We start from the raw sequence: 22,575 nt of genomic DNA, 5'->3' as shown, positions 1-22,575 counted from the left end.
GATGAATATGCGACATCGCATCGATCATCTGGCGTTCGACCTGACCTTCACGGCAGGCGGGCTGGACATGTCGCAAAGCGATGCGCTGCGCGCACTGGTGGTTGACCGGCTATTACCGGTGGTGGCGTCTGTGTTTGACACGCGTGCGCCCGGCGATGCTGTCGTTCGCATTGACCAGCTCGAAGTTGATCTTGGTGATGTGGCGATGGCTGACTTGCCCGAAGCGCTGGCGGAAGGCTTGTCCGACGCGCTTGAGCAGGTGCTGGCGGGGCGTGAATTTTCCACGCGCGGGCAGCGCAATTCCGTGGTGACACACTTTTCGTCTGCCGTGGAAGCCGACGCTGCGGAACTGGTTCAGTTCTTGAGGGACGGCCGGTTGCCGGCGCATGCGGCGACGGCAACCGCACTGGCGCACGACGGACGCGAGGCATCTTTGCACGACCCGGTGTCAGGCGGGCAGGGCACTGAGCAACGAAAGGCAAGACCTGATGCGGCGGGCGTTTCGTTGGAGGCGCTGCTCGCGAGGGTACTGTCGGGCGACGTGGAGGCGGTACGACGCTTGTTGTGGGCCAGTGGGGACCGCGATGTGCAGATGGCGCGGTTGGCGCGGCAGTTCCCTGCTGCGCAGATCGAAGCGCTACTCCATGCATTAAGGCCTGCGGATGCCCAGCGCTGGTTAGCGGACTTGAACGCACTGGACCGCGCGCTTGCCGTCGCAGGCTGGGGGCGGGATGCGCGGGCTTCTGCACGGGTTGCTGCGAGCGAGAAGCTGTTGACGGTCGGCCTGACGCCGCTGGACGCCGGGACACTGCAAATGCCTTGGCACGACGTGTGGCAGGCCGTGTTGGGGTTTTCCGTCACCGGAACCGGAGCGATGGACAGCGGTGGCCTGAACGATGGCGTTGGCACGCGAGCTATGTACGTCTGGCAGTTGGTGAGTGAGAGGCCTATCTCGGATGCCCCCGCCATGCTGACGGTGCTGCGACGATTGGCGCGAGCTGGCGAGAGGGAGAGTGCTGCTCGCGACGCTATGGCGCGTCGGGAGGGGGAGATTCAGCGAGCCGCAGAGGGCGGGAAACGTCGTCCCCGCGAAACGCTAGCTCAAGCTGGTGCGACTGAAGCAACCGATGCTCCGGGTGGCTCACTTCACGATGGTGTTGTCGACCCGGCACGTGTGGTGCGGGCCGTTGCGGAAACGGAACCATCATCGCGAAGCGCTACGGCTTGGGGAAAATCAGACACGCGCCGTGAGGCTGCGGCCACCCACACTGACGCCGACACCGACACCGACACCGACATCGACACCGACACCGACACCGACATCGCTATTGCCAGAGACAATCTCGCAGCGCACGACGTCTTGCCGACCAAGACCGACGCAGTGCGTCCAATGGATGAGAACGCCGAGACGTTGCTGCCATACGGCCCACCGGCAGCACGCTCGCTTGCCCGCGTACGAACGCTGTTGGCGAACGCGTTGGCGCGAGGACAAGCGCAAGCGCTTTACGACATTTGGCCGCAGTTGATGTCCGACGCGCCCGCATTGCTTCGGGACGCGCTACGCCATTACGCGGCATACCCGGATCTACGCGACCGCATGGCGATGTCGCTTCCTGTGTCATTGCTGACCGACATGTTGTCGCTGCTTCAAGAGGAAACCCTTGCAGCGCGCCACGTCGGTGACGAGTCAATATCGGCGAAGGAATGGGACCACAGTTCACTTACCGGGTGGGCGCGTCGGCGCGCATGGTCTGAAGCGATTGAATCCGTCGTCACCGGGTTATCGGGTCATGCTGAGTTGCCTGCCGACGAAGGCGAGTTCGGCACGACGCCGACAACAAATCCGTATGCTCTCCAATCTTTGGCAGCCGAAGCCGAAGCCGAAGCCGAAGCCGAAGCCGAAGCCGAAGCCGACACTGTGTCGCCATCGACAGGCGCAGGGCGGGATCGACTGACCTCGGTGATGGCCGAGGATCGCGCGAGCGCTGAAGAACTTCGGCAAGCCCGGGACCTCGTCGAATGTCCTGATCTGAGCCGACCTCCCCCGTTAAACGCGGCACCGGCATCGGAGACATCGTCAGAATTGCCGGGAACGCGCGCCTCTGGAGCCGCTAGCGCCGCTAGCGTTATCGATGGCGAGCCCCCGATCCTCGTAGACGATGATTCGCCTCTCGACGCCGAGTCTTCGTTAAGTGCGTCGCTAATCTCCATCGGCGGACCGAAAGCGAACACGAACACTTCGAACGAGAACGAGAACGAGAACGCGTTTGGGAGCGGGAGCGGGAGCGCTGAAGCGCCGGGAATCCCTTCATCGGCGTCGGCGATTACGCCGCCAGCGCAAACGACAACACATACGCCCGCGCCAACGCCAACGCCCACACCCATCGCGGACGGCGAAGCGTTTTCCACGCGGGAGGAGGCGCAATCGTCCTCGGCAACTGAGTCGCCGGTCGCGGTGAACCCCGGCCACGATGGTGGGGTCGGCGCGCGTGGACGGTTGATCGACGCATTGCTCAGTGGTTCACCAGCGCGACTGTATGACGACTGGCCTGTCTGGGTGAATGAACATGGCGAAATGCTTGTCGACGCGTTTCGCCATTACGGCAAACACGACGATGTGTTGGGGCGGATCGTTGCCGTTTTCCCCGAAGACATGCTGGTGGATCTGGCGACGCTGTTAAGCCCGGGCGCGACGGTGTATTGGCGCAGACTCCGGGCGCTCTCACGGCAGGATGCGTTGACCGATCTTGAGCACGCCGATGTTGACGCTGCCGCTCGAAACCCGCAAGCCGCTCGCAGTGGCCTCGGTGCTGATCTGTCCGTTGGCACCACGGGTACCGATTCAACCAGCCGCACGACGGGCAGCCAGACTGCTGAAGCAAGCGATGAACCGGAAGCCGTTGCGCAACGGCCTTCATCGCAGGGAGTGTCGACGACATTGTCCAACGCGTCCGTGGATGCTTGGAAGCGGGCTGTCTGGAAGGCGATATTCGGAAAGCTCATTCGCAACTCGTCCAATGTGTCGTCTACGTCCGAAGGGTTGCATCACGTAGCACTCGGTGTGAGCCCTGTCGCATGGCAGCTTCGGTTGCTGGATCTATGGGAGCTGCGCTCAGCGTCCCACGTCGATCAGCCGACTGATGCCGATACCCGTCCAATGAGACGCGTGGACGACCGCGCCCAGCTTGAGGCTCACGCCATCCGCGCAGATATCGGAATGGAAGGATTGAGCGCTGGAACGGTCGACGCGGGGGCTACCGAGCCCAACGTGCCCAACGAGCCCAACGAGACCGCCGCCATCACCGAGACCAACACGACCCGCGTCGCCAACGCTCATGACGCGGTGCAGCGGCTGTTGCACTTCCACCAGAACGAAGTGCCGAAGGGCGCGTCGTTGGTGAGCCGAGCGGGGCGTTTATCGCAGGAGGCGCGCACGGTTTTGCAGCGCTCACTTGATGAGAGCCGCGTGCAACTGACGTCCGGGCCAGATGGCATCTCGCCAGACGCATGGGCCAGCATCGTGGATATCGTCGTCACGGTGAGTGACGACATTCCGGCGGCGCATCGGGAAACCTTTTACGACGCCATCGTGGCGCACGCGCCCACTGCGCCGCTTGAGCCGCTTGAATCGCATGTGCCGCATGACGCTACCCGTGCTGTTGCCCGCTACTACGCCAGCGTTGCTGCCGGATTGGTGACCGGTGCGACGCTTGACCTTGAAGCGTTGAGCGAAGAGGCGTCGGCCGGGAGCACCGATAACGCCCGCATCGCCGACAGCATCGGTAACGCTGACACCGCCAACGCCGCCGACACCACCGACACCACCGACACCACCGACAGCGCGGTCCCCATCACAGCACCGGAAACGCTTACCGGATCCCGTCCGGATCCCACTCAGCCGCATGCGCTGCCTACCGCGTCGCACCCCACTCAAGAGCCTCACCCAGACATGGCATCGACACCGCCCATCGATTACCTCGACTATCTCTCGTCGCCGGACTTCCGCAATGGCCGCGGGGCGCCGCCGGCCGGACTGGATATCTGGTTGCGGCAGGCGATGCAAGCGGGGGCGTCTGCCTTGCGTCCCATCCTCTCGGCGGCGGCCAGCGACGACACGCTGGCAGCGCAATGGCTGGATCTCGTGCCCCCCGATCTGTGGCGCGGATTCGCCCGTCTGTCGCCACGCGATACGGACGAAGTCGACCGGATGCTGCGCCTGTCGTCAGACGTCACCGACCTGTTCGCTCTGAGCGTTGACACCAGCCCGCCAGCCCAGTTGGAACGTACCCGGTGGCGACTGTTGTTCACGTGGTTGTTCGCCCCGCAGCGCGCCTATGCCCCAGCGAAATTGGCTGCCGCGCTCGTGGCCCGGCTGGCACAGGTAAGCGGCAGTCAAATTCCGCCCGCGCTCGCAACCCGCGTGCGAGAACAAACCGGCATCGAGCTCGGCATTGCTGCCGTCAGCGCGTCGGACCCGTCGCTCACACCCATGCAGGTCACGCACGCGGGGGCAGTCCTTGTCTGGCCATTCCTGCCGCGCCTTTGGGACATGCTGTCGCTCGTCGAAGCATACGGGGACGGCCATCCGAAGCGGAGCCGATTTGTCAGCGATGCGGCGGCTGAGCGTGCCGTCTTGCTCCTGCATTACCTCGTCAGCGGAGACGACGAAGCGCCGGAGCCCCATTTGACGCTGCACAAGCTGCTCTGCGGCGTCGCCTTGAACGCGCCCGTCGCGCGTCGTATTGAAGTGACCGATGGCGAGCGCGAGATCATCGACCAGTTGCTCGTCGCGATGATTCAGCACTGGTCGGCGTTGGGGCATACCTCGCCGGCGGGACTGCGTGAGACCTTCCTGCAACGCCCCGGTAGATTGTCGATGGGGGAAAACGGCTGGCATCTCGATGTGCAACGCAGTGCTTTCGATGTGTTGCTCGATCGGCTGCCGTGGAGCTTCTCGACCGTGCAGCTGTCATGGATGCCGCTTCCGCTATGGGTGCAATGGACATGATCGATTCGACAACCCCGCCGACGGACGCGCTCATCGCCAACGCGGACAGTCTGTCGCGTGAAATCGCGTGGTTCAATGCGGTGCTCGAGACGCGCATGCATGCCTATTTCATGCATGAAGGCGGTCCGCATGACATCTACGCGCACGTACCGCCGGATCTGAAGAATGACCCGTCGCCGTTTGCCATCGCCCTGCTGGGCTTGGGGCTCGCCTCAAACTTCGATGCGCGTGTCGTGTTGATGCTCGCCTTGTTGCCGCACATCCGGCCACAGGCGCTCGACCTGTTGTTCACACAAAACAAGAACACCGAGCGGCAGTTCACCGAATTCGGCGGCTGGCGCGGTCAGCATCACAGCGGGCTGTTGCCCACCTGCGAAACTGCCGCGTTCGTGCTCGCCGGTGACGACCTCGCGCGTCGCTTCGAGATATTGCAATTGTTCGACGCCGATCACACGTTTGCCCGTGAGTCCGTCTTGCGTCTTGAGCGCCGCGCCGACGGTGAACCGGCACTCGCCGCCGCCTTGCACGTGGAACGCGACTTTCTCGAGCGATGCACCTCCGGCAGTGAACACAAGCCCGACTACAGCGCCGGATTTCCGGCCAAGCGCATCACCACGATGCGCGACTGGGACGACCTTGTTCTCGCACCTGAAGTCATCGACGAGATCGACCAGATCCGCCAATGGCTCGACGGTGGCGAAGCCGTCATGCGTCGCTGGCATCTCGATCGTATGGTCAAACCGGGCTTCCGGGCGCTGTTCTACGGACCGCCCGGCACCGGCAAGACGCTCACGGCATCGTTGCTCGGCAAGGCGGCTCACGTTGACGTCTACCGGATCGACCTGTCGAAAATCGTCTCGAAGTACATCGGCGAGACGGAGAAGAACATGGCCAACGTGTTCGATCAGGCGCAGAACAAGCGCTGGATTCTGTTCTTCGACGAAGCCGATGCGCTCTTCGGCAAGCGCACGGAAGGCAGCAGCGCGAACGATCGTCATGCGAATCAGGAAGTCGCATATCTGCTCCAGCGGATCGAAGACTACCCGGGTGTGGTGCTGCTGGCGACCAACCTGAAGGGCAACATCGACGAAGCCTTCGCACGACGGTTTCAGAGCGCTATCCATTTTCCGTTGCCCGACAGCGAGCAACGTCTGCGTCTCTGGAAGAGTTTGTTTCCCGAGCGACGCGGTCTGGCGGCCGATGTGGATCTGGTGACGCTGGCCGAAAACCATGTGCTTTCAGGCGGCGCACTGCTCAACGTCGCCCAGCACGCGGCCATGCGCGCAGAACGCGATGGTCGCGATACCGTATGTCAGGCCGACCTGCTGCGCGGCGTCCGGCGAGAACTCATCAAGGAAGGGCGGACGATCTGATATGAGCATCCTGTTCTCCACCCACGGGTTCGCCCGCGCGTTTCGCCTGCATCGACTCTCCGGGCGGGCCAGTATCGCCGCACTGTGTACTGCACTCGCCGGGGCGATGCTGCCTGTGCAGGGGCACGCAACGGCGTCGGGCGCGATCGCGGCATCAGCGCCGCAGGCGGCTTCGGTTGCCGCATCATCTTCAGCCTCGCCGGCCTCCGCACCAGCGGCCTCATCTGCACCCGCGACCGTCACGACGCCATCGTCCGCATCGACCTCATCGGCAGCATCTGCCGCAGCGGTCGCGCCGGCCGTTGCCCCCGTCGTTGCGCCGAAGCCTGCGGCGCCGGTGACACCGACGGCGCCAGCAGCGCCTGTCGAGCCCGTGGCAGCCCCGGCCGCTATGTCACCGGTGGCGCGCTCGGCGAACATGGCACCGCCCGTGGGCAGCGACGGCAAGCCGATGACACCACAAGACGCATGGCGCATCGTCAACACCGTGCAGGTCGCGCCGGAGCCGACGAGCGGTGCCGCCGCCGTCCTGATCTCGGCCGACGTCGTCCGCCATCTTGCGCCTGCCACCCGCCGCGCGATTCAACAGGCGCTGCTGACCATCTATTCGGAGGACCCGGCGTACCTGCAAGCCTATCGAGAGAGCACACGTCCGCTGTCAGACAATCTGGTCGGCCCGATCACGCTGTCGTGGCTCAACCGGTTCTGGCTCGACTTCAAGATGCAGCCCGTGGGCAATCTGACCAATGCTTCAGTGCAGGCGTTACTGAAGTTCGCCACCATCGTGCGGGCACATCCGCAGTGGAAGACCGACCTCGTCGGTGCAGACCTTGGGCGCTGGATCGACGGTTTCGATCCCCGTGAGCAAGCGCGCTATTACCAGATCCGGCTCGCCGGTACCGACGACGAGATCGCGGCGATGCTGTGGCTCTACCATCTGGATACGGATGGCAAGCGCAATGCCGGGCCCGACCCCGACCGTGCGCTGCTGACGATCTACAACTACACGCTCGACGCGAATGACTTCCGCCTGCTGGCATCCAAGTCGAAGGTGATCGACAAGCTCTCCGCGCTTCAGGACAAGGTCTATCTGAACCAGCCGCTGTTCGACGCGGCCGTACTCGACGCGCTCAAGGATCTGGGCACGCAAGCTGACGCGTACCTGCCCGAAGCCCGCGCCGCCGCCGTCACCACGACCTATCAACTGACCGACATCTCGGTGCAGCAACTCCGGCAAGCCGGCCGTGTACCGGCGCCGATCATTGATGCCGTCTCAGGTTTGACCGAGGAGTACGCCAGTCAGGCCGACTTCAACGAAGCCATTCTCGATGCCACTGCGGACATCAAGACGCCCGTCGACCCTTACGTCGCCGACATCATGCGCGCGGCGCAGACGCAAACCACCTACGTGCTGACGCAGCAGGCGCTCGCCGAACTGGCCACGAGCCGCCGCAACGAGGCCGTGCCGCCGGTAGTGCTCGACATGCTCAAGGGGCTGCAAGGTCTGCAATACCCGCAGTTATGGCTGTTCGACCGGGCAGTAATGGCGCGTCTGCGTCAGGGTGTCGGCGCTTGCCCGACGGGTATCCCGGGCAGCGTGGCCGACGCGCGCAAGATTTCTGCTGAGCAGATGCAGCAACTGGCGGCGGTGCTCAAGGACCCGGCGCTGTTCGCACAACTCGATGCCCTCTGGAAGAAGGGCCAATGCAGCAACGTCGACGTGCTGTCGCTGCCGCAACTGTTGCAGACGCTGTATGACCGGTTCAGGCCCTCGCTCGTCGCCACGGCACGCAAGCGTCCGGCCTTCGATCCGACGCGTCAGGTGCATTGGGACGGCAACGGTTGCGGCTGTGTGCTCGACCAACTGCAAGGCGAGATCTACGGCTTCTTTCCGTTCTGGATGGCCGGTCCCTCGCAAGTCGTCAATTTCAGCACGCTCACGAGCATCGGCTACTACGGCGCGACATTTGACGATACGGGCAAGCTGCAACAAGCCAACGACGGCCGGGACTTTGTCGAACTGGCGCAGGCCGGCGCCTCGTTGCCCGGCGATTTCGTCAGCGTTGCCCAGCGGCATCAGAGCAACGTGCAGTGGGTGATCCAGCGCAACGACTGGCGCACGTGGGCGCGACTCGACAAGAACCGCAAGGAACAGGTGCTGGAGCGAGTGGGCGAAGACATCGTGCGCTTGCTCTCCACGCGGCTTCGTAACTGGACTGCAACGGTATCGAATCACCTGCCGTTCGGCGCACGTTTTGCGCCGACCAATGGCGGCGGTGTGGTGATTTTCTTCGATGGGTATCCGGAGGACCCGGTGTCGGTGCAGGCGTTCAATCAGTTCATCGACCAACTGCGCACCAAGCTGCGCAAAGCGGGTGCGGGCGATCGCATCGACATCATGATGCGGCACGATCGGGTGGGCCACGGTGCCTATGACTACGAAAACCTGCTCAAGCTCGTCATGGAGAACGATCGCAATCCGTCGACCGATATGCTGGCGCGCGTCGAACGTGAGCGCAATCGCAGGCCTCACTTTCTGGTGCTGCTCGACGAGCCGACCACCGATTCCAAGAAGGCGCTTCGACTGTCGGTGGAAGGCGGCCTGCACGGCGAAGAGCGTCAGATGGTGTTGCGCCAGATCGTGCCGGTCATTACGTTCGACAACGACAACTGGCAGCAGCTTCAGGACGACATCATCTACGCGCAGGACAACTTCGGCGGCATCGGTTTCTGGCCGATGCCGATGCGTACCGACGCGAAGGCGGGAGACGCCGCGGGCGATAAGTCTGGTGGGGCGAGTGGTGCAGGGGCCGCCGACGCCACTGCTGCGACCGTGGCAGAACTTGACCCGACGCCGGGCGTGCAGGCTTGCACGATGACACGCAGTATCAGCGAATGTCTTGCCGACTACTATCAAAAGCCTGCGGGAGCGCAGGCCTCCGCCGTCTGCAAGACCGTATGCGAGAACCTGTATGCGTTCCGGCTGGCGACGAAGATTGTGTTGCTGCTTCTGCTCGGCTGTGCTGTGGCGTACTACGTATCGTGCCGCTGGCGTGAGCTCATGGCGCGCTATCGTCATGCCCCGGCAGTGGTGATCGCGGCAGTGTGGATTCTGCTCGCGCTGGCGCTGCTCTTCTGCGACCCGTTCCTGCGATGGCTGGCGCGCGGCTACATGATCCCGATCTTTCTGGTGCTGTTCATCATCGCGCTGATCGCCTGGTACCAGTACCAGTTGAAGGCGCGAGATGAACAGCCGTGAAGCCAGATAGACCGCCGGAAGGCGAGGGCGCTACGTCTTACTGGGCGGCGGCGTGCAGGCGGGACGCGACTTGCGCGACGCGTGCCGCATAGCGCTTGACCGTTTCGAGATCGCCGGTGGAGATCTCGTCGGTCGAGGCGTCGGACGGTGACTGCACCAGTGCGCCGACCGAACCGCCCAGATTGTTGATGTCTTCACGCGTGGCGGCCTTGGTGTTCGCAGGCAGCAAGCCGAGGCTGACCCAGATGCCGCCGTGCTGCGAGGCGAGCGTCTGCAAATAGATCAGCGTGACCTGCTTGTCGCCGTTCAGGCTCGCGCTGTTCGTGAAGCCGCCGAACACCTTGTCCTGCCAGCCGCGTCCGAACCATTGCTTGGACGACGCATCGGCAAACTTCTTGAACTGCCAAGGCACCGAGCCCATGTAGGTCGGCGTTCCGAAAATGATGGCCTGCGCTTGCGCCAGCGTGTCCCAACCCGCTTCGGTCACGTTGCCGTCTTCGCTGATCTCGATGAGATCGGCGCCGCTGCCCTGTGCGGCCGCTTCGGCGGCACGCTTCGTATGTCCGTAGCCCGAAAAATAAACGATGGCCGTTTTTGCCATGACAACTCCTTACACATCGAGAAAATGCCGGATTGGCACTGGAGCGTAGATAGTATATTTTGTATAGCAGCCAAACAAGAAGTTACCTGGTGGTAACTGGTTACCGGAGGGATATCATGCCGCGCACTGCCGCGCTTGCGACGCCGAGCGAGATCGAGAGTCGTTACAACGTTTATATGGAAGGCTGTCCGGCCCGGCTGGTGTTCAGCCGGCTGGCGGACAAATGGTCGCTGCTGATCGTCAAGATCCTTCGGGACGACGTTCAGCGGTTCAACCAACTGCGTCGTGAAATTGGCGGCATCTCACCCAAGGCGCTAAGCCAGACGCTACAGAAGCTGGAGCGCGACGGGCTGGTGCATCGCGAGGCGTTCGCCACGGTGCCGGTGACCGTCGAATATTCGCTGACCGAACTCGGACACACGCTCTCCGAGCTGGTCGAGCCATTGGTCGCGTGGGCGGAAAACCACATCGAGGAAGTCTTGCGCTCCCAGAACAGTTTCGATGATCATTAACACCGCCCGTCGCAACGCGGATGAGGCATCGAAATCTGTCTTGTGAGCGTTTTGAAGGATCGGAATCTGTAATGGCAACGACCGGCTTTGAAGTTGACGATTTGCGCACCACGCTGGTGGGTAACAGCGTTGAACTGCACCCCCTTGAAGCCGGCCACCGGTCGGCATTGGTCGATGCGGCCGCCGACGGCGAACTGTGGAACCTGAAGTTCACGGTCGTGCCCGGGCTCGAGACCATCGACGCCTATCTCGACAAGGCACTCAAGGGAAGAGAGGACGGCACCGTCATGCCGTTCGTGGTGGTGGCACGCGATACCGGCCGGGTGGTTGGCAGCACGCGGTTCTGGAAGATCGATCGCGCCAACCGGAAGCTGGAAATCGGCCACACGTGGCTCAGTCAGTCCGTCCAGCGCTCTCCCATCAACACCGAAGCCAAGTACTTGCTGCTGACGCACGCGTTCGACGTGATGCAGTGCGTGCGCGTCCAATTCACCACCGACGAAACCAACGAGAAATCCCGCGCCGCCATCCTTCGCATTGGCGCGACGCAGGAGGGCATTGTCCGGCACGAACGCATCATGCCCGACGGCCGCAAGCGCAACTCGGTGCGATTCAGCATCATCGATACCGAATGGCCTGAGGTGAAGGCCATGCTTGCGCGGAAACTGGCGGGCTACACGTCCCCCGCCTGACGCTTGCCCGGGCCGCCTTCAATTGGCCACCACTCCGTCGCCCAGCGTATCGAGCGCATACCGCCTGACATGGGCGACGAACGACTTCAGCAAGAGAGGCGTCGGCCGCTGTGACGGCGTGAGCACCGCCGTGTCGGTCAGGATGGCGGGCTCAAACGGCTTGAACACGACGCCGGTGCCGCGATAGCTCCACGCACTGAACGCGTCGATCACGGCCACGCCAGCCCCTGCTTCCACGAACGAACAGATCGCATACGAGATCTGGCTTTCCATCTGCATCTTCACTTCGACGCCATGGGCGGCGAGCAACGCATCGATCTGCAAACGGGCTTCCACGCTTCTCGGGTGCGCCACAAAGCGCTCGCCTGCCAGATCCGCCGGTCCGATGACGTCATGCGAACACAGCCGGTGGCCCGCCGGTAACGCACACACCATCTTCGCGGCCACCAGCCGCTCGCCGTGCGACGTCGTCCGGTTGAGCGACAGTCTGGCAAAACCCACGTCGCACCGCTGTCCCATCACCATATCCACGATCGAGCGCGTCGAGTGCATGGCCATGGAGACGTGCGCCTCGGGGCGTGTCTTCAGGTAGTCCGCAATGGCATGCGGCAGGAACGACAGCGCCAGCGCGGGCGCCGCCGCGATATGCAGCGTGCCGCGCTGCAAGTTTCTGATCTCGTCCGCCGCCCGGGCAATCCGGTCCACACCGGCCAGCGACCGCTGTACTTCCTCGAACAACGCCTGCGCTTCGACCGTCGGGTAGAGCCGGCCCTTCACGCGATCGAACAGCCTGAACTTCAGCGAGCGCTCCAGATCGGCGAGCAACCGCGTGGTCGCGGGCTGCGAGATGTGGAGCATCTCGCTCGCCTGCGTCACCGTCTGGTGAAGCATCACCGCCCGGAACGCCTCCAACTGACGAATCTTCATCCATTCACCCAATAACAAAACATTATCGATTGCCGAAAAGAAAGCATTTCACAAGGGCTTTTTGAATTTCTAACCTTTCGCTATTCCCCATTCTATTTGGATGGATGCCGGAATCGCCAGCAATAACTAATTGTGCTGAAAGCGGGGTTAACCCCAACACTTTGGAGGGTGTCTCACCATATGAATAACGAAACCGTCTATCCACTTTCGGCGGCAAGGCGCGACGACAGCATCGACGGGCCGCCCGCAACGCTGCGTATTCACGCGCGCCCCAAGAAGTCCGATTGGCTCTGGTACGGCCTGTCCGGTGTTGCGCTGGTGCTGTTCTATCAGGGCGTGATCGACAACCCGCGCTGGCAGTGGGACGTGGTCGCGCATTACTTCTTCAACGCCCGCGTGCTTGCCGGGCTCGCCAATACGTTGATCCTGACCGCGTTTGCCAGTGTGTTGGGGCTGGTGCTGGGCGGCATCGTTGCGGCTTGCCGGATGGCAGAGAACCCGGTGCTTCGCGGGGCGGCGCTCACCTACATCTGGATCATCCGCGCCACGCCCACGCTGGCGATGCTGCTGTTCCTGTTCTTCATCTCCGCGCTGGTCCCCCGCCTGTATCTGCCGATTCCACTGTTGAACGTGAATCTGTTCGACATCGATACGAGCAACGTCATCTCGCGCTTCAGTGCCGCGATGATCGGGCTCGCGATCTACCTTGGCGGGCATAGCGCCGAGATCTTCCGCAGCGGGCTGGCGGCCGTCGACAAGGGGCAACGCGAGGCGTGCAAGGCCATGGGCATGAGCGACCTTCGCATGATGTGGCACGTGGTCATTCCGCAGGCCGTGCGCGTCATCATCCCGCCGCTCGCCAACGAGCTCATCACGATGTTCAAGAACACGTCGCTCGCGTCGGTAATCGGCTACGTCGAGTTGCTGACGACCGTGCAACTGATCTATTCGACGACCTTCGAAACCATCCCGCTGCTGACCGTGGCCTGTCTCTGGTACCTGCTGCTGACCAGTCTCGCGATGTGTGGGCAGAGCCTGCTTGAACGACGCTTCGGCAAAGGAGTGCAGCGATGAGCGCGACACCGGAAAACCAGTCCCTGCATGCCAACGCTACACATGAGCCGCTGCTCCAGATGCGCTCTGTGACGAAGCAGTTCGGCGAGTTCGTGGCACTGCACGGCATCGACTTCACGCTCTACAAAGGCGACGTAGTAGCCATCATCGGGCCGTCGGGCTCGGGCAAGAGCACGTTGCTGCGATGCATGAACATGCTCGATCTCATCGATGCGGGCGAGGTGACGTTCAAGCGCGAAGTGCTCGGCAGCGAGTTGCGCGGCGCGCGGCGTGTGCGGTTACCGAACAAGGAGCTGGATCGCCAGCGCCGCTATTTCGGCATGGTGTTTCAGGGCTTCCACCTGTTTCCCCATTATTCGGCGCTCGAAAACGTGCTGGCCGGCCCGCGCATCGTGGGTGGCGCGGCGCGAAAGGACGTGCTGGAACGCGGCAAGTATCTGCTCGCCCGTGTCGGGCTTGCCGACAAGCTGCATCACTACCCGTCGCAACTCTCCGGCGGACAGAAGCAGCGCGTGGCAATTGCGCGCGCATTGGCGATGGACCCGGAAATCATGCTCTTCGACGAACCGACGAGCGCACTCGACCCTGAGCTCGTGAACGAAGTGCTCGACGTGATGAAGGAGCTGGCGATGTCCGGCACCACGATGGTGGTCGTCACGCACGAAATGGACTTCGCCCGCAAGGTCTCGAACCGGGTGGTCTTCATGGACGGCGGCCGCATCGTCGATCAGGGCTCCCCCGAACACATCTTTCAAGGCACCGGCACCGAGCGCAGCAAGCGCTTCGTGGCCAGCATTCGCGGGTAATGCCAACCGCATGGCGCGCCAATTTCAATCTCCTGACTTCAATCCTCCGACTTAAATCCTCCGACTTAAATCCTCTTATCCAACAGGACAAGCAATGGCACACGATGGAAAGATGAGACTCGGTCTCTCGATGCGTTATCTGGGCTATCACATGGCGGCATGGCGGCACCCCGAAGTGCCGGCCGCCGGGGCCATCGACTTCAAGTATTTTCTCGACACGGCACGCAAGGCCGAGGCCGCCAAGTTCGACATGATCTTCTTTGCCGACGGGCTTGGCGTTCGTACGGCGGACAACCCCAAGGGCTCGGCGTCGCGCGACGCGAAGAATGCCGAGCTCGAGCCGCTCACGCTGCTGGCGGCGCTCGGCGCGTGCACGTCGAACATCGGGCTGGTCGGCACTGCTTCGACCACATACAACGAACCCTTCCACATCGCGCGCAAATACGCGTCGATCGACCATATCAGCGGCGGTCGCGCGGGCTGGAACGTCGTGACGTCGTGGTCGCAGCAAGAGGCGTGGAACTTCAGCCGCGACGAGCATCTGGGTTATGAAGAGCGCTACGAGCGTGCCGACGAATTCGTCGATGTCGTAAAGAAGCTCTGGGATAGCTGGGAGGATGACGCCTTTCTTCGCGATAAGGCATCCGGCATCTTCTACGACGAAGCGAAGCTGCATGTACCGAACCACAAGGGCAAGCATTTCAGCGTGCGTGGCCCATTGAATTCGGCGCGTACGCCACAGGGCCGCCCGTTGATCGTGCAGGCGGGGGCGGCGGAAGCGGGGCGGGAGATTGCGGCGAAGAATGCCGACGTCGTCTACAGCGCATCGTTCGACATTCAGTCGGCCCGGAAGTACTACGCCGATTTGAAAGGACGCCTTGAAAAGTATGGCCGCACGCCGGATCAGTTGTTGATCATGCCGGGCCTGACGCCCTATGTCGGTCGCACGCGGCAGGAAGCGCAAGACAAGTTCGACCAGTTGCAGGAGCTGATCGACCCGCTGAGCGGATTGTCGATTCTGTACAGCACCTTGGGCGACCTCTCGGCCTACGATCTCGACGGGCCGGTGCCAGCACTCAGTTCGGGGCCGGTCAGCAGCATCGGCAACGGGCTGATCGAACTGGCGCATCGCGAGAACCTCACGATTCGGCAACTGTACAAAATGCGCGCCGCTGGCGGGCGTCAGTTGATCGGTACGGCGCAGGACATCGTTGACGACATGGAGGCGTGGTTCCGGGAGGGGGCCGCCGATGGCTTCAACCTTTGTCCCGCGACGCTGCCCGGTGGACTGGACGACTTCGTCGCGCTGATTCTGCCGGAGTTGCGCCGGCGCGGCCTGTTCCGCGAGGAGTATGCGGCAAGCACGCTGCGCGGCAATCTCGGCCTCAACCCCTTGCGGTTCGGTGACTGAACGGACTGACGGCCGTGATCGCGCAGGCTGCGCGCCCACGGCCGGATCACGCATTCGCCGCCCCGCCTAATTTCGAGCAAGAGATACCAGAGGTAAGCCCATGACCGCCCAAGTTTCTGCTGACGTCTTTCGCCACGCGATGACGTGCTTCGCCAGCGGCATCACCGCCATCACCACACAGGAGGCCGGTGTGCCGTTCGGCCTGATCGCCACCTCCGTTTGCAGCCTGTCCGCAGACCCCGCCACGATTCTCGTGTGTGTCAACAAGACGGCGTCGGCGCACGACGTCATTCTGCGCACGCAACGGTTCGCCGTGAACCTGCTGTCCGCGCAACACCTGAGCGTTGCCAAGCGTTTTACCTCGCTGCGCGGTGCCGAGCGTTTCGACGCCGAACATTGGCAGGGCGGCAAGCTGGATGTCCCGACGCTCGTTGATGCTGTCGTTGTGTTCGAGTGCCGGCTTGCGAAAGTGCACGACGGGTTCACTCACAGCATCATCGTCGGCGAGATTACCGAGGCAAGCGTCAACGATGAGGGCGCATCGGACTGCCTGCTCTGGCATCACCGCGACTTCGCGCGCAGCACGCAGCAGGCGGCGTGATGCGGCACCTGTCCTCACTTTCCTCGCGAGGTTCCATGCGCATGACCCTTCGAATTCCCGCCGCCACGGCGATTGCCACCACGGCATGTCTTCTTGCGCTATTCGGTGGCGTGAGCCACGTGCGCGCAGCCGAGGCGTCTCCTGTCGCCAATATCAAGGCCGACGACAAGCTCGCAGCGATGGTGCCGAAATACTATCGGGACCGCGGCACGCTCACGGCTGGCGTGAACCCCGACGTCGCACCGATCAAGTTCGTCAACGGCGACGGCGAGATCGTGGGCTTTACCCCGGAGCTGCTGTCGGCGGCGGCGCAGGTGCTGGGTCTGAAGATCAAGCTCGCGCAATCGTCGTTCGACGCGCTGATTCCGGGGCTGAGTGCGAGCCGCTTCGACGTGCTGCTCTCGCTGGCTGACTTTTCCGCCCGCCAGAAAGTCGTGACCTTCGTCGACTACCTCGACATGGGGTTGACGGTGGTGACAACGCCCGCGAGCGCCATCACCGTGAAGTCACCCGACGATCTATGCGGTTTGCAATTGGCTTTGCCACGCGGCACGGCGTCGATGGAAAAGGCGAGGGCGCTTAGCGACAAGTGTGTCGGCAATGGCAAGAAGCCGTTGACGATCGCCACCTATCCCGACTCAAACATGACGATGCTGTCGTTGTCGACGGGCGCCAGTCAGGTCGCGTGGGTCGACTCGCCGGTAGGCTATTACAACGCCACCCGATTTCCGGCGAAGTACAAGATCGTGCACTACAACCGGGAAGCGCCCTATGGCATCGGCTTCGGTGTCGACGAAAAGGGCAAGCAATTGGCGCTCGCTATCCAACAGGCGCTCATCAAGCTTCAGAAGGACGGCGTCTACGATGCGCTGATGAAGAAATGGGGGCTGGATATCAAAGATGCCAAGCCGTTGTTTCCGATCAACGGCGGAGAGCGGTGAAGGCCGAGATACTTAACATATCAACGGTCGGTGAATTAATTAACCGACCGGTCGGTTTTTGTTGTGATAACGTCAATGCGCTCTACCCATAAGAACTACGGAGACATTGATGACTTTGCCTTCCCGCTCGCCGCGCGGTCTGTCGCTCGCGCTCGCCGTTTCCCTTCTGAGTCTTTCGTTCGCCGGGCCGGTGGTCGCCAAGACCGCGACCGGCAGCGACAATGCCGTTGGCACAAGCGGCGTCTCGCCGGCCGGCAAGGCTGTGCCGGGGCGCGCTGACGTCACGATCAAGCGTGATGAGTTCGGTGTGCCGCACATCTATGCGGCGACGACTTACGCGCTGTTCTACGGCTACGGTTACGCGGTGGCACAAGACCGTCTGTTCCAGATGGAGATGGCACGCCGGAGCACGCAAGGCACCGTGTCGGAAGTGCTGGGCGAGAAGTTCGTGGATTTCGACAAGTCGATTCGTGGCAACTACTGGCCCGCGTCGATCCGGCGCCAACTGGCCGATCTGCCGCAGCGGGAGCGCGACATCGTCGAGGGATACGCCGCCGGCATGAATGCGTGGATTGCCCAAGTGCGCGCGCAACCGGACAAGCGCATGCCGAAGCAATTCAACGACTTCGGTTTCCAGCCGTCCAACTGGGACGCCTTCGACGTGGCGATGGTCTTCGTCGGCACGATGGCCAACCGGTTCTCCGACGCGACCAGCGAGATTGATAACTTGGCGCTGGTGACGGCGCTCAAGGACAAATTCGGCGCTGACAAGGGCATGGCGCTGTTCAACGAACTCAAGTGGATCGTGAACCCCGATGCGCCGACGACCATTCCGGCATCGGAAGGCGTTTATCCGGTCAAGGTCGGTCCGCTGTCCAAAGTAGCGGCCGCCGCAACGCAGCCGCTCGCGCGCTACGATGGCCCCGCGCCGATGCTGGCACGTCTCGCACGCGACAGCGATGGCGCGTTGCTGCATCAGACGCCCGAGGCCAACGCGGCAACGATGCTCGCCCAGTTCGCCGAATACGGCCAGCCGGGGCCTGCCGGGTTCCCGACGACCAGCAACATGTGGATCGTCGGCAAGAACAAAGCCCGCGATGCCAGCGCCATCATGCTCAACGGCCCGCAGTTCGGCTGGTTTGCCCCCGCGTACACCTACGGCATCGGTTTGCATGGCGCAGGCTTCGATCTGGTCGGCAATACGCCGTTCGGTTACCCCTGCATTCTGTTCGGCCACAACGGCAAGATTTCTTGGGGTTCCACGGCGGGTTTCGGCGACGACATCGACATGTTCGCCGAGAAGCTCGATCCGGCGAATCCGAATCGCTACTTCCATAACGGCCAATGGCACGACATGGAAAAGCGCGTCGAGATCATCCGCGTGAAAGGCGGTGCACCAGTCGTGCAGGAGGTCTATCGCACAGTGCACGGCATTGTCATGCAGCGTGACGACAAGCAACACATCGCTTATGCAAAAGCGCGCGCATGGGATGGCCTTGAAGTGCAATCGTTGCTCGCGTGGACGCATCAGGCCGAGGCGCAAGACTGGAAGTCATGGACCGCGCAGGCCGCGCGTCATGCACTGACCATCAACTGGTACTACGCCGATACGGCCGGCAATATCGGCTACGTGCATACGGGCGCGTATCCGGATCGCCGCCCGGGCCATGATCCTCGTTTGCCGGTGCCGGGCACCGGAGAATGGGACTGGAAGGGATTGCTGCCATTCTCGACCAACCCGAAGGTCTACAACCCGAAGCAGGGCTGGATCGCCAATTGGAATAATTCGCCGCAGAAGGGCTATCCGGCAAGCGACCTGTTCGCGTTCGTGTGGGGTGGTGCCGATCGCGTGGTCGAGATTGACGAGCGTATCAAGGCGCACGACAAGCTGAACGTCGACGACATGTGGCAGATCCTGAAGGAGACGAGTGCGGTCGACGTGAATCGTCGTCACTTTCTGCCGTTCATTGAGCGCGCGACGGCCAACCTGCCCGCCACTGATGCCCGCCGTCAGCTGGCATTGCAATTGGCAAAGTGGGACGGCCTGAATCGTGATCCGCAGCACACCGGGCATTACGATACGGCAGGCCCGGCGATCATGGACGCGTGGCTCACCGCCATGCTCAAGCGCACGCTGGGCGAAGTGGTGCCCGCGCCGTACGACAAATGGTTCCTCGCCAGCGGCTATGCCACGCCGCAGGACGGACCGACGGGCTCGGCCAACATCGGTAACGGCAGCAAGGTGCTGTACGAAGGTCTGCGGGGCGACAAGGCAGGTGTGCCGCAGACCTTCGATATCTTCGGTGGCAAGCGGCAGGACGATGTGATTCTCGCCGCGCTGGACGATACCGTCACCGCACTCAAGTCCCGGCTGGGTCCCGACATGACGACATGGCGCGCGCCGACGGTGCCGTTGACCTTCCGCGCCAACAACTTCTTTGGTGTGCCGCAAGCGAACGCCGGAGAAGCGGTGCGCACGCCCGTCTACATGAACCGTGGCACTGAGAACGATCTCATCGTGTTTGGCCCGAACGGCGCACGCGGCAAGATCGCAGCTTACGACGTGGTGGCGCCGGGGCAGAGCGGCTTCGTCGCACCTGACGGCACGCCATCGCCGCACTACGCCGATCAGGTCGAGATGTACACCACGTTCGGGCGCAAGCCGCTGTGGCATGACAACGCGGACGTGAATCGCACCACCAAGTCCGTCGAGCACCTGCGCATCGCGCCCGAGGCCGTTAGCCACTAGAGCCGAAGCGGTCGTGGTTGTGGATCAAGGCGCCGATGTGATTGGCGCCTTGATCCGGCACATGAAAACTAATATGATTAGGCAATTATCTAAATCGGTTAGTTTTCAGTGCGGGAAATCCTATGGTCAGAGCCGGGCTGACGGTCGAGCGGTTGGTGGAGGGCGGTGCCGAGCTGGCCGACGAAATTGGCTTCGAACAGTTGACCGGGGCGGCATTGGCACGCAAGTTCGACGTGCGACTCGCCAGCCTCTATTCCCACGTCAGGAATCTTGACGATCTCAAGAGTCAGATCGCGTTGTTGGCGTTGCGGCAATTGGCAGACGCCACATCGCGCGCCATGGCGGGTCGCGCGGGCAAAGAGGCGTTGTACGCGCTGGCCAATACCCATCGTGACTACGCGCGTCGCCATCCGGGGCGCTTCGTTGCTGCTCGGCATCCGTTGTCGTCCGAGTTGGCCGCCGCGAGCGCCGGGCCGCAATTGACCCAACTGATCCGGGCGGTGCTGCATGGCTACGCGGTGCCCGAGGCAGAGCAGGTCCACGCCATTCGATTTCTCGGTGGCTTCTTCATGGGCTACATCACATTGGAATCAGCGTCGGCGTTTGCGCACAGCACGCCCGATGCCGACATCTCGTGGCTACGCAGTCTTGATGCGCTCGATACGGCGCTCACGCACTGGCCGTCCACATCAGCCACTCATTAGTCCGATCTCTCATGACGCATCCTACCGACGGGGTCCGGGTTCCGGCCCGTGTGATTCCATTTCCAGACAGCATCAGCGCGCAGGCGCAGGCCGCATTGCGTCGTCTGGTGAATGCCGATGGCGAGCCATTCAACGCGATGTACACCGCACCCTCGCCCGACGACTTTGAAGGCTGGATGCAATTCAAGGCGGATGCCGACGCCCAATACGGCGCCGCGATGGCACAGGTAGCAGGGCAGTTGAAAGCGGCGGTGGAAACCGTCGCAATCGGTGACGCCACCGTTCACGTTGCGACGCCGGTCGATCTCGTGGCCGACGACGTCATCTATATCGACCTGCACGGTGGAGGACTGGTGTTCGGCGGCGGCACCGTCTGCCGTATCGGCGCCCAAATGCAGGCCGACCAGTTGGGCCTGCGGTGCTGGGGAATCGACTATCGCATGCCGCCCGAGCATCCGTATCCTGCTGGGCTAGATGACTGTCTGACGGTCTACCGGCGAGTGCTGGAGACGTACCCGGCAAATCACGTTGTCATTGGCGGACGATCTGCCGGTGCCAATCTGGCGGCGGCGATGGTGTTGCGCGCACGCGATGAGGGGCTGCCGTTACCGGCCGCGCTGGTGTTGTTATCGCCGGAAGTCGATCTCACGGAATCGGGCGACAGTTTCGAACTGAATCAGCTTGTCGACGTGCTGCTGCCCAAGTCGCTGATGCCGAATAACGTGTTGTATGCAGGCGGTGCGGATCTCGCCCATCTGTACCTGTCGCCACTGTTCGGCGACTTCTCTCAGGGCTTCGTGCCGACGTTCATTCAAAGCGGCACGCGTGATCTGTTCCTGTCGAACGCAGTGCGTATGCATCGCGCACTGCGCCGCGCCGACGTGCCGTGTGAGCTTCATGTGTTCGAAGCCATGCCGCACGGGGGATTCATGGGGGCGCCGGAAGACAGGGAACTGCGCGCGGAGGTGGCGCGATTCGTCCGCGCCCATCTGCCGGGCGCGCGGTAGGCCTTCGGGCCGAAGACTACATCCCGAATTCGCGCAAACCTTCGAGGTCGAGAATGGTCAGGACACCGTAATCGACCTTCACCAACCCGGCCTGCTCCAGCACCTTGAGTGCGAGATTGACGCGCTGGCGCGACACGCCCGCGAGGTAACTGAGTTCTTCCTGCGAAATCTGCACGGTCGTGTCGTCGCTCGGGTAGAGATCGGGATTGAACATCGACGACAACGAGCGCGCAACACGCGCATCGGTATCGAGCAGACGCTCGTGTTCGACGGCGGCAATGAACTGACCGAGACGTTCGTTGAGTTGCAGCGTCAGAAAGCGATTGAACGGGATGCTGGTGTCGAGAAGCCAGTCGAACGTGGCGATCGGCATATGCGCGAGCACCGAGTCGCGCAATGCCATCACGTCGTATTTGCGGATCTCGCGCTTCAGCAATGACCCTTCGCCGAACCACGCGCCCGAGGGCACGCCAGTAAAGGTCACCGACTTGCCGCTGGCCGAGGCGGTCGCAATCTTGACGAGCCCGTCGATGACGCCGAACCAGGCGTGCGACGGGTCACCTTTGCGGCAAACGTAGCCGCCACTCTCCACTGGCCGTACCTGAATCTCTGCCGTCACGCGCTCGCGCTGTGCCGGCGTGAGTCCTTGTGCCCATACGCTGCGCTGCAACAGGGTCTCTAACGACATATAGGGACTTTCCCTTGATTGTCATCCGGGTGACAAATCCGTCGTGGGTCATGGGGTATCTTCGCCTTGCCATGCGCAGGGTGAGACAAGCATCCACGGTGTTGCAACACGACGCCGAAGCACAAGTATAGAAGCTGCCTGCCGCGCGGCAAAGCGATCGTCACTGCACTACCCGCCAACGAATAAGCGTCGTGAAAAATGACGCGAGCAGGATGGCGTGCG

General features: G+C 62.6%; 16 protein-coding genes. 13 read left to right on the top strand and 3 right to left on the bottom strand.

Annotation, left to right across the window (positions count from 1 at the left end):
- Window position 1: 1 nt before the first annotated feature.
- From CDV44_RS27995 to CDV44_RS08340, 3 genes are read left to right on the top strand one after another with little or no spacing between them, the layout of a single operon-like run.
- Window positions 2–5,008, top strand: coding sequence for a contractile injection system tape measure protein (locus tag CDV44_RS27995; RefSeq protein ID WP_087687608.1), 5,007 nt, complete (start codon window positions 2–4; stop codon window positions 5,006–5,008).
- Window positions 5,005–6,381: an ATP-binding protein gene (locus CDV44_RS08345; protein WP_087687967.1), complete on the top strand. Its 1,377-nt coding sequence runs from the start codon at window positions 5,005–5,007 to the stop codon at window positions 6,379–6,381. The genes CDV44_RS27995 and CDV44_RS08345 overlap by 4 nt, the downstream gene beginning before the upstream one ends.
- Window position 6,382: 1 nt before the next feature.
- Window positions 6,383–9,640, top strand: coding sequence for a hypothetical protein (locus CDV44_RS08340; RefSeq protein ID WP_170935909.1), 3,258 nt, complete (start codon window positions 6,383–6,385; stop codon window positions 9,638–9,640).
- Between the two features lie 37 nt (window positions 9,641–9,677).
- On the opposite strand, the gene CDV44_RS08335 is transcribed toward CDV44_RS08340, so the two are convergent.
- A complete protein-coding gene (locus CDV44_RS08335) occupies window positions 9,678–10,241 on the bottom strand; it encodes a flavodoxin family protein (RefSeq protein WP_087687606.1) in 564 nt (187 codons plus the stop codon).
- Window positions 10,242–10,357: 116 nt separating this feature from the next.
- Here CDV44_RS08335 and CDV44_RS08330 point away from each other — a divergent pair, with 116 nt between their 5' ends.
- Both CDV44_RS08330 and CDV44_RS08325 read left to right on the top strand, forming a co-directional pair.
- Window positions 10,358–10,753, top strand: coding sequence for a helix-turn-helix domain-containing protein (locus CDV44_RS08330; protein ID WP_087687605.1), 396 nt, complete (start codon window positions 10,358–10,360; stop codon window positions 10,751–10,753).
- A gap of 71 nt (window positions 10,754–10,824) precedes the next feature.
- Entirely contained in the window at window positions 10,825–11,445 is a 621-nt protein-coding gene (locus CDV44_RS08325; RefSeq protein WP_087687604.1) for a GNAT family N-acetyltransferase, read from the top strand.
- Between the two features lie 18 nt (window positions 11,446–11,463).
- On the opposite strand, the gene CDV44_RS08320 is transcribed toward CDV44_RS08325, so the two are convergent.
- Window positions 11,464–12,372 carry a LysR substrate-binding domain-containing protein gene (locus CDV44_RS08320; RefSeq protein ID WP_087687603.1) on the bottom strand — a complete coding sequence of 303 codons (909 nt, stop codon included), beginning with the start codon at window positions 12,370–12,372 and terminating at the stop codon, window positions 11,464–11,466.
- Between the two features lie 180 nt (window positions 12,373–12,552).
- Between CDV44_RS08320 and CDV44_RS08315 the strand changes: the two genes are divergently transcribed.
- The 8 genes from CDV44_RS08315 (at window position 12,553) to CDV44_RS08280 (ending at window position 21,665) form a co-directional block, all read left to right on the top strand.
- Entirely contained in the window at window positions 12,553–13,446 is an 894-nt protein-coding gene (locus tag CDV44_RS08315) for an amino acid ABC transporter permease (RefSeq protein WP_087687602.1), read from the top strand.
- The gene (locus tag CDV44_RS08310) at window positions 13,443–14,252 is read left to right on the top strand and encodes an amino acid ABC transporter ATP-binding protein (protein WP_087687601.1); all 810 of its coding nucleotides are present in this window, start codon (window positions 13,443–13,445) and stop codon (window positions 14,250–14,252) included. Before CDV44_RS08315 ends, CDV44_RS08310 begins: the two co-directional genes overlap by 4 nt.
- Window positions 14,253–14,364: 112 nt before the next feature.
- A complete protein-coding gene (locus CDV44_RS08305) occupies window positions 14,365–15,663 on the top strand; it encodes an LLM class flavin-dependent oxidoreductase (protein WP_249277458.1) in 1,299 nt (432 codons plus the stop codon).
- A 100-nt stretch (window positions 15,664–15,763) separates the two neighbouring features.
- Window positions 15,764–16,264, top strand: a complete 501-nt coding sequence (locus CDV44_RS08300; protein WP_087687599.1) for a flavin reductase family protein — start codon at window positions 15,764–15,766, stop codon at window positions 16,262–16,264.
- Window positions 16,265–16,305: 41 nt separating this feature from the next.
- Window positions 16,306–17,205 (top strand): ABC transporter substrate-binding protein, encoded by a 900-nt coding sequence (locus CDV44_RS08295; protein WP_170935908.1) that lies wholly within the window; start codon window positions 16,306–16,308, stop codon window positions 17,203–17,205.
- A 109-nt stretch (window positions 17,206–17,314) separates the two neighbouring features.
- Window positions 17,315–19,954 carry a penicillin acylase family protein gene (locus CDV44_RS08290; RefSeq protein WP_087687597.1) on the top strand — a complete coding sequence of 880 codons (2,640 nt, stop codon included), beginning with the start codon at window positions 17,315–17,317 and terminating at the stop codon, window positions 19,952–19,954.
- Window positions 19,955–20,076: 122 nt separating this feature from the next.
- The gene (locus tag CDV44_RS08285; protein ID WP_087687596.1) at window positions 20,077–20,658 is read left to right on the top strand and encodes a TetR/AcrR family transcriptional regulator; all 582 of its coding nucleotides are present in this window, start codon (window positions 20,077–20,079) and stop codon (window positions 20,656–20,658) included.
- Between the two features lie 11 nt (window positions 20,659–20,669).
- Window positions 20,670–21,665, top strand: a complete 996-nt coding sequence (locus CDV44_RS08280) for an alpha/beta hydrolase fold domain-containing protein (RefSeq protein WP_087687595.1) — start codon at window positions 20,670–20,672, stop codon at window positions 21,663–21,665.
- A gap of 16 nt (window positions 21,666–21,681) precedes the next feature.
- Here CDV44_RS08280 and CDV44_RS08275 read toward each other — a convergent pair whose 3' ends face one another.
- The gene (locus CDV44_RS08275; protein WP_058378627.1) at window positions 21,682–22,353 is read right to left on the bottom strand and encodes a Crp/Fnr family transcriptional regulator; all 672 of its coding nucleotides are present in this window, start codon (window positions 22,351–22,353) and stop codon (window positions 21,682–21,684) included.
- Between the last annotated feature and the right edge of the window lie 222 nt (window positions 22,354–22,575).

The sequence above is a fragment of the Pandoraea sp. PE-S2R-1 genome, assembly GCF_002179865.1.
GTDB lineage: Bacteria > Pseudomonadota > Gammaproteobacteria > Burkholderiales > Burkholderiaceae > Pandoraea.
Note: the sequence above shows the minus strand (reverse complement) of the source record. Positions and strands in the feature narration are given on the sequence as shown.

Bases quoted from the DNA above. Each gene is read 5' to 3' on its own strand.
- CDV44_RS27995 (WP_087687608.1), top strand. From the start codon at position 2: ATGAATATGCGACATCGCATCGATCATCTGGCGTTCGACCTGACCTTC.
- CDV44_RS08345 (WP_087687967.1), top strand. From the start codon at position 5,005: ATGATCGATTCGACAACCCCGCCGACGGACGCGCTCATCGCCAACGCG.
- CDV44_RS08340 (WP_170935909.1), top strand. From the start codon at position 6,383: ATGAGCATCCTGTTCTCCACCCACGGGTTCGCCCGCGCGTTTCGCCTG.
- CDV44_RS08335 (WP_087687606.1), bottom strand. From the start codon at position 10,241: ATGGCAAAAACGGCCATCGTTTATTTTTCGGGCTACGGACATACGAAG.
- CDV44_RS08330 (WP_087687605.1), top strand. From the start codon at position 10,358: ATGCCGCGCACTGCCGCGCTTGCGACGCCGAGCGAGATCGAGAGTCGT.
- CDV44_RS08325 (WP_087687604.1), top strand. From the start codon at position 10,825: ATGGCAACGACCGGCTTTGAAGTTGACGATTTGCGCACCACGCTGGTG.
- CDV44_RS08320 (WP_087687603.1), bottom strand. From the start codon at position 12,372: ATGAAGATTCGTCAGTTGGAGGCGTTCCGGGCGGTGATGCTTCACCAG.
- CDV44_RS08315 (WP_087687602.1), top strand. From the start codon at position 12,553: ATGAATAACGAAACCGTCTATCCACTTTCGGCGGCAAGGCGCGACGAC.
- CDV44_RS08310 (WP_087687601.1), top strand. From the start codon at position 13,443: ATGAGCGCGACACCGGAAAACCAGTCCCTGCATGCCAACGCTACACAT.
- CDV44_RS08305 (WP_249277458.1), top strand. From the start codon at position 14,365: ATGAGACTCGGTCTCTCGATGCGTTATCTGGGCTATCACATGGCGGCA.
- CDV44_RS08300 (WP_087687599.1), top strand. From the start codon at position 15,764: ATGACCGCCCAAGTTTCTGCTGACGTCTTTCGCCACGCGATGACGTGC.
- CDV44_RS08295 (WP_170935908.1), top strand. From the start codon at position 16,306: ATGACCCTTCGAATTCCCGCCGCCACGGCGATTGCCACCACGGCATGT.
- CDV44_RS08290 (WP_087687597.1), top strand. From the start codon at position 17,315: ATGACTTTGCCTTCCCGCTCGCCGCGCGGTCTGTCGCTCGCGCTCGCC.
- CDV44_RS08285 (WP_087687596.1), top strand. From the start codon at position 20,077: ATGGTCAGAGCCGGGCTGACGGTCGAGCGGTTGGTGGAGGGCGGTGCC.
- CDV44_RS08280 (WP_087687595.1), top strand. From the start codon at position 20,670: ATGACGCATCCTACCGACGGGGTCCGGGTTCCGGCCCGTGTGATTCCA.
- CDV44_RS08275 (WP_058378627.1), bottom strand. From the start codon at position 22,353: ATGTCGTTAGAGACCCTGTTGCAGCGCAGCGTATGGGCACAAGGACTC.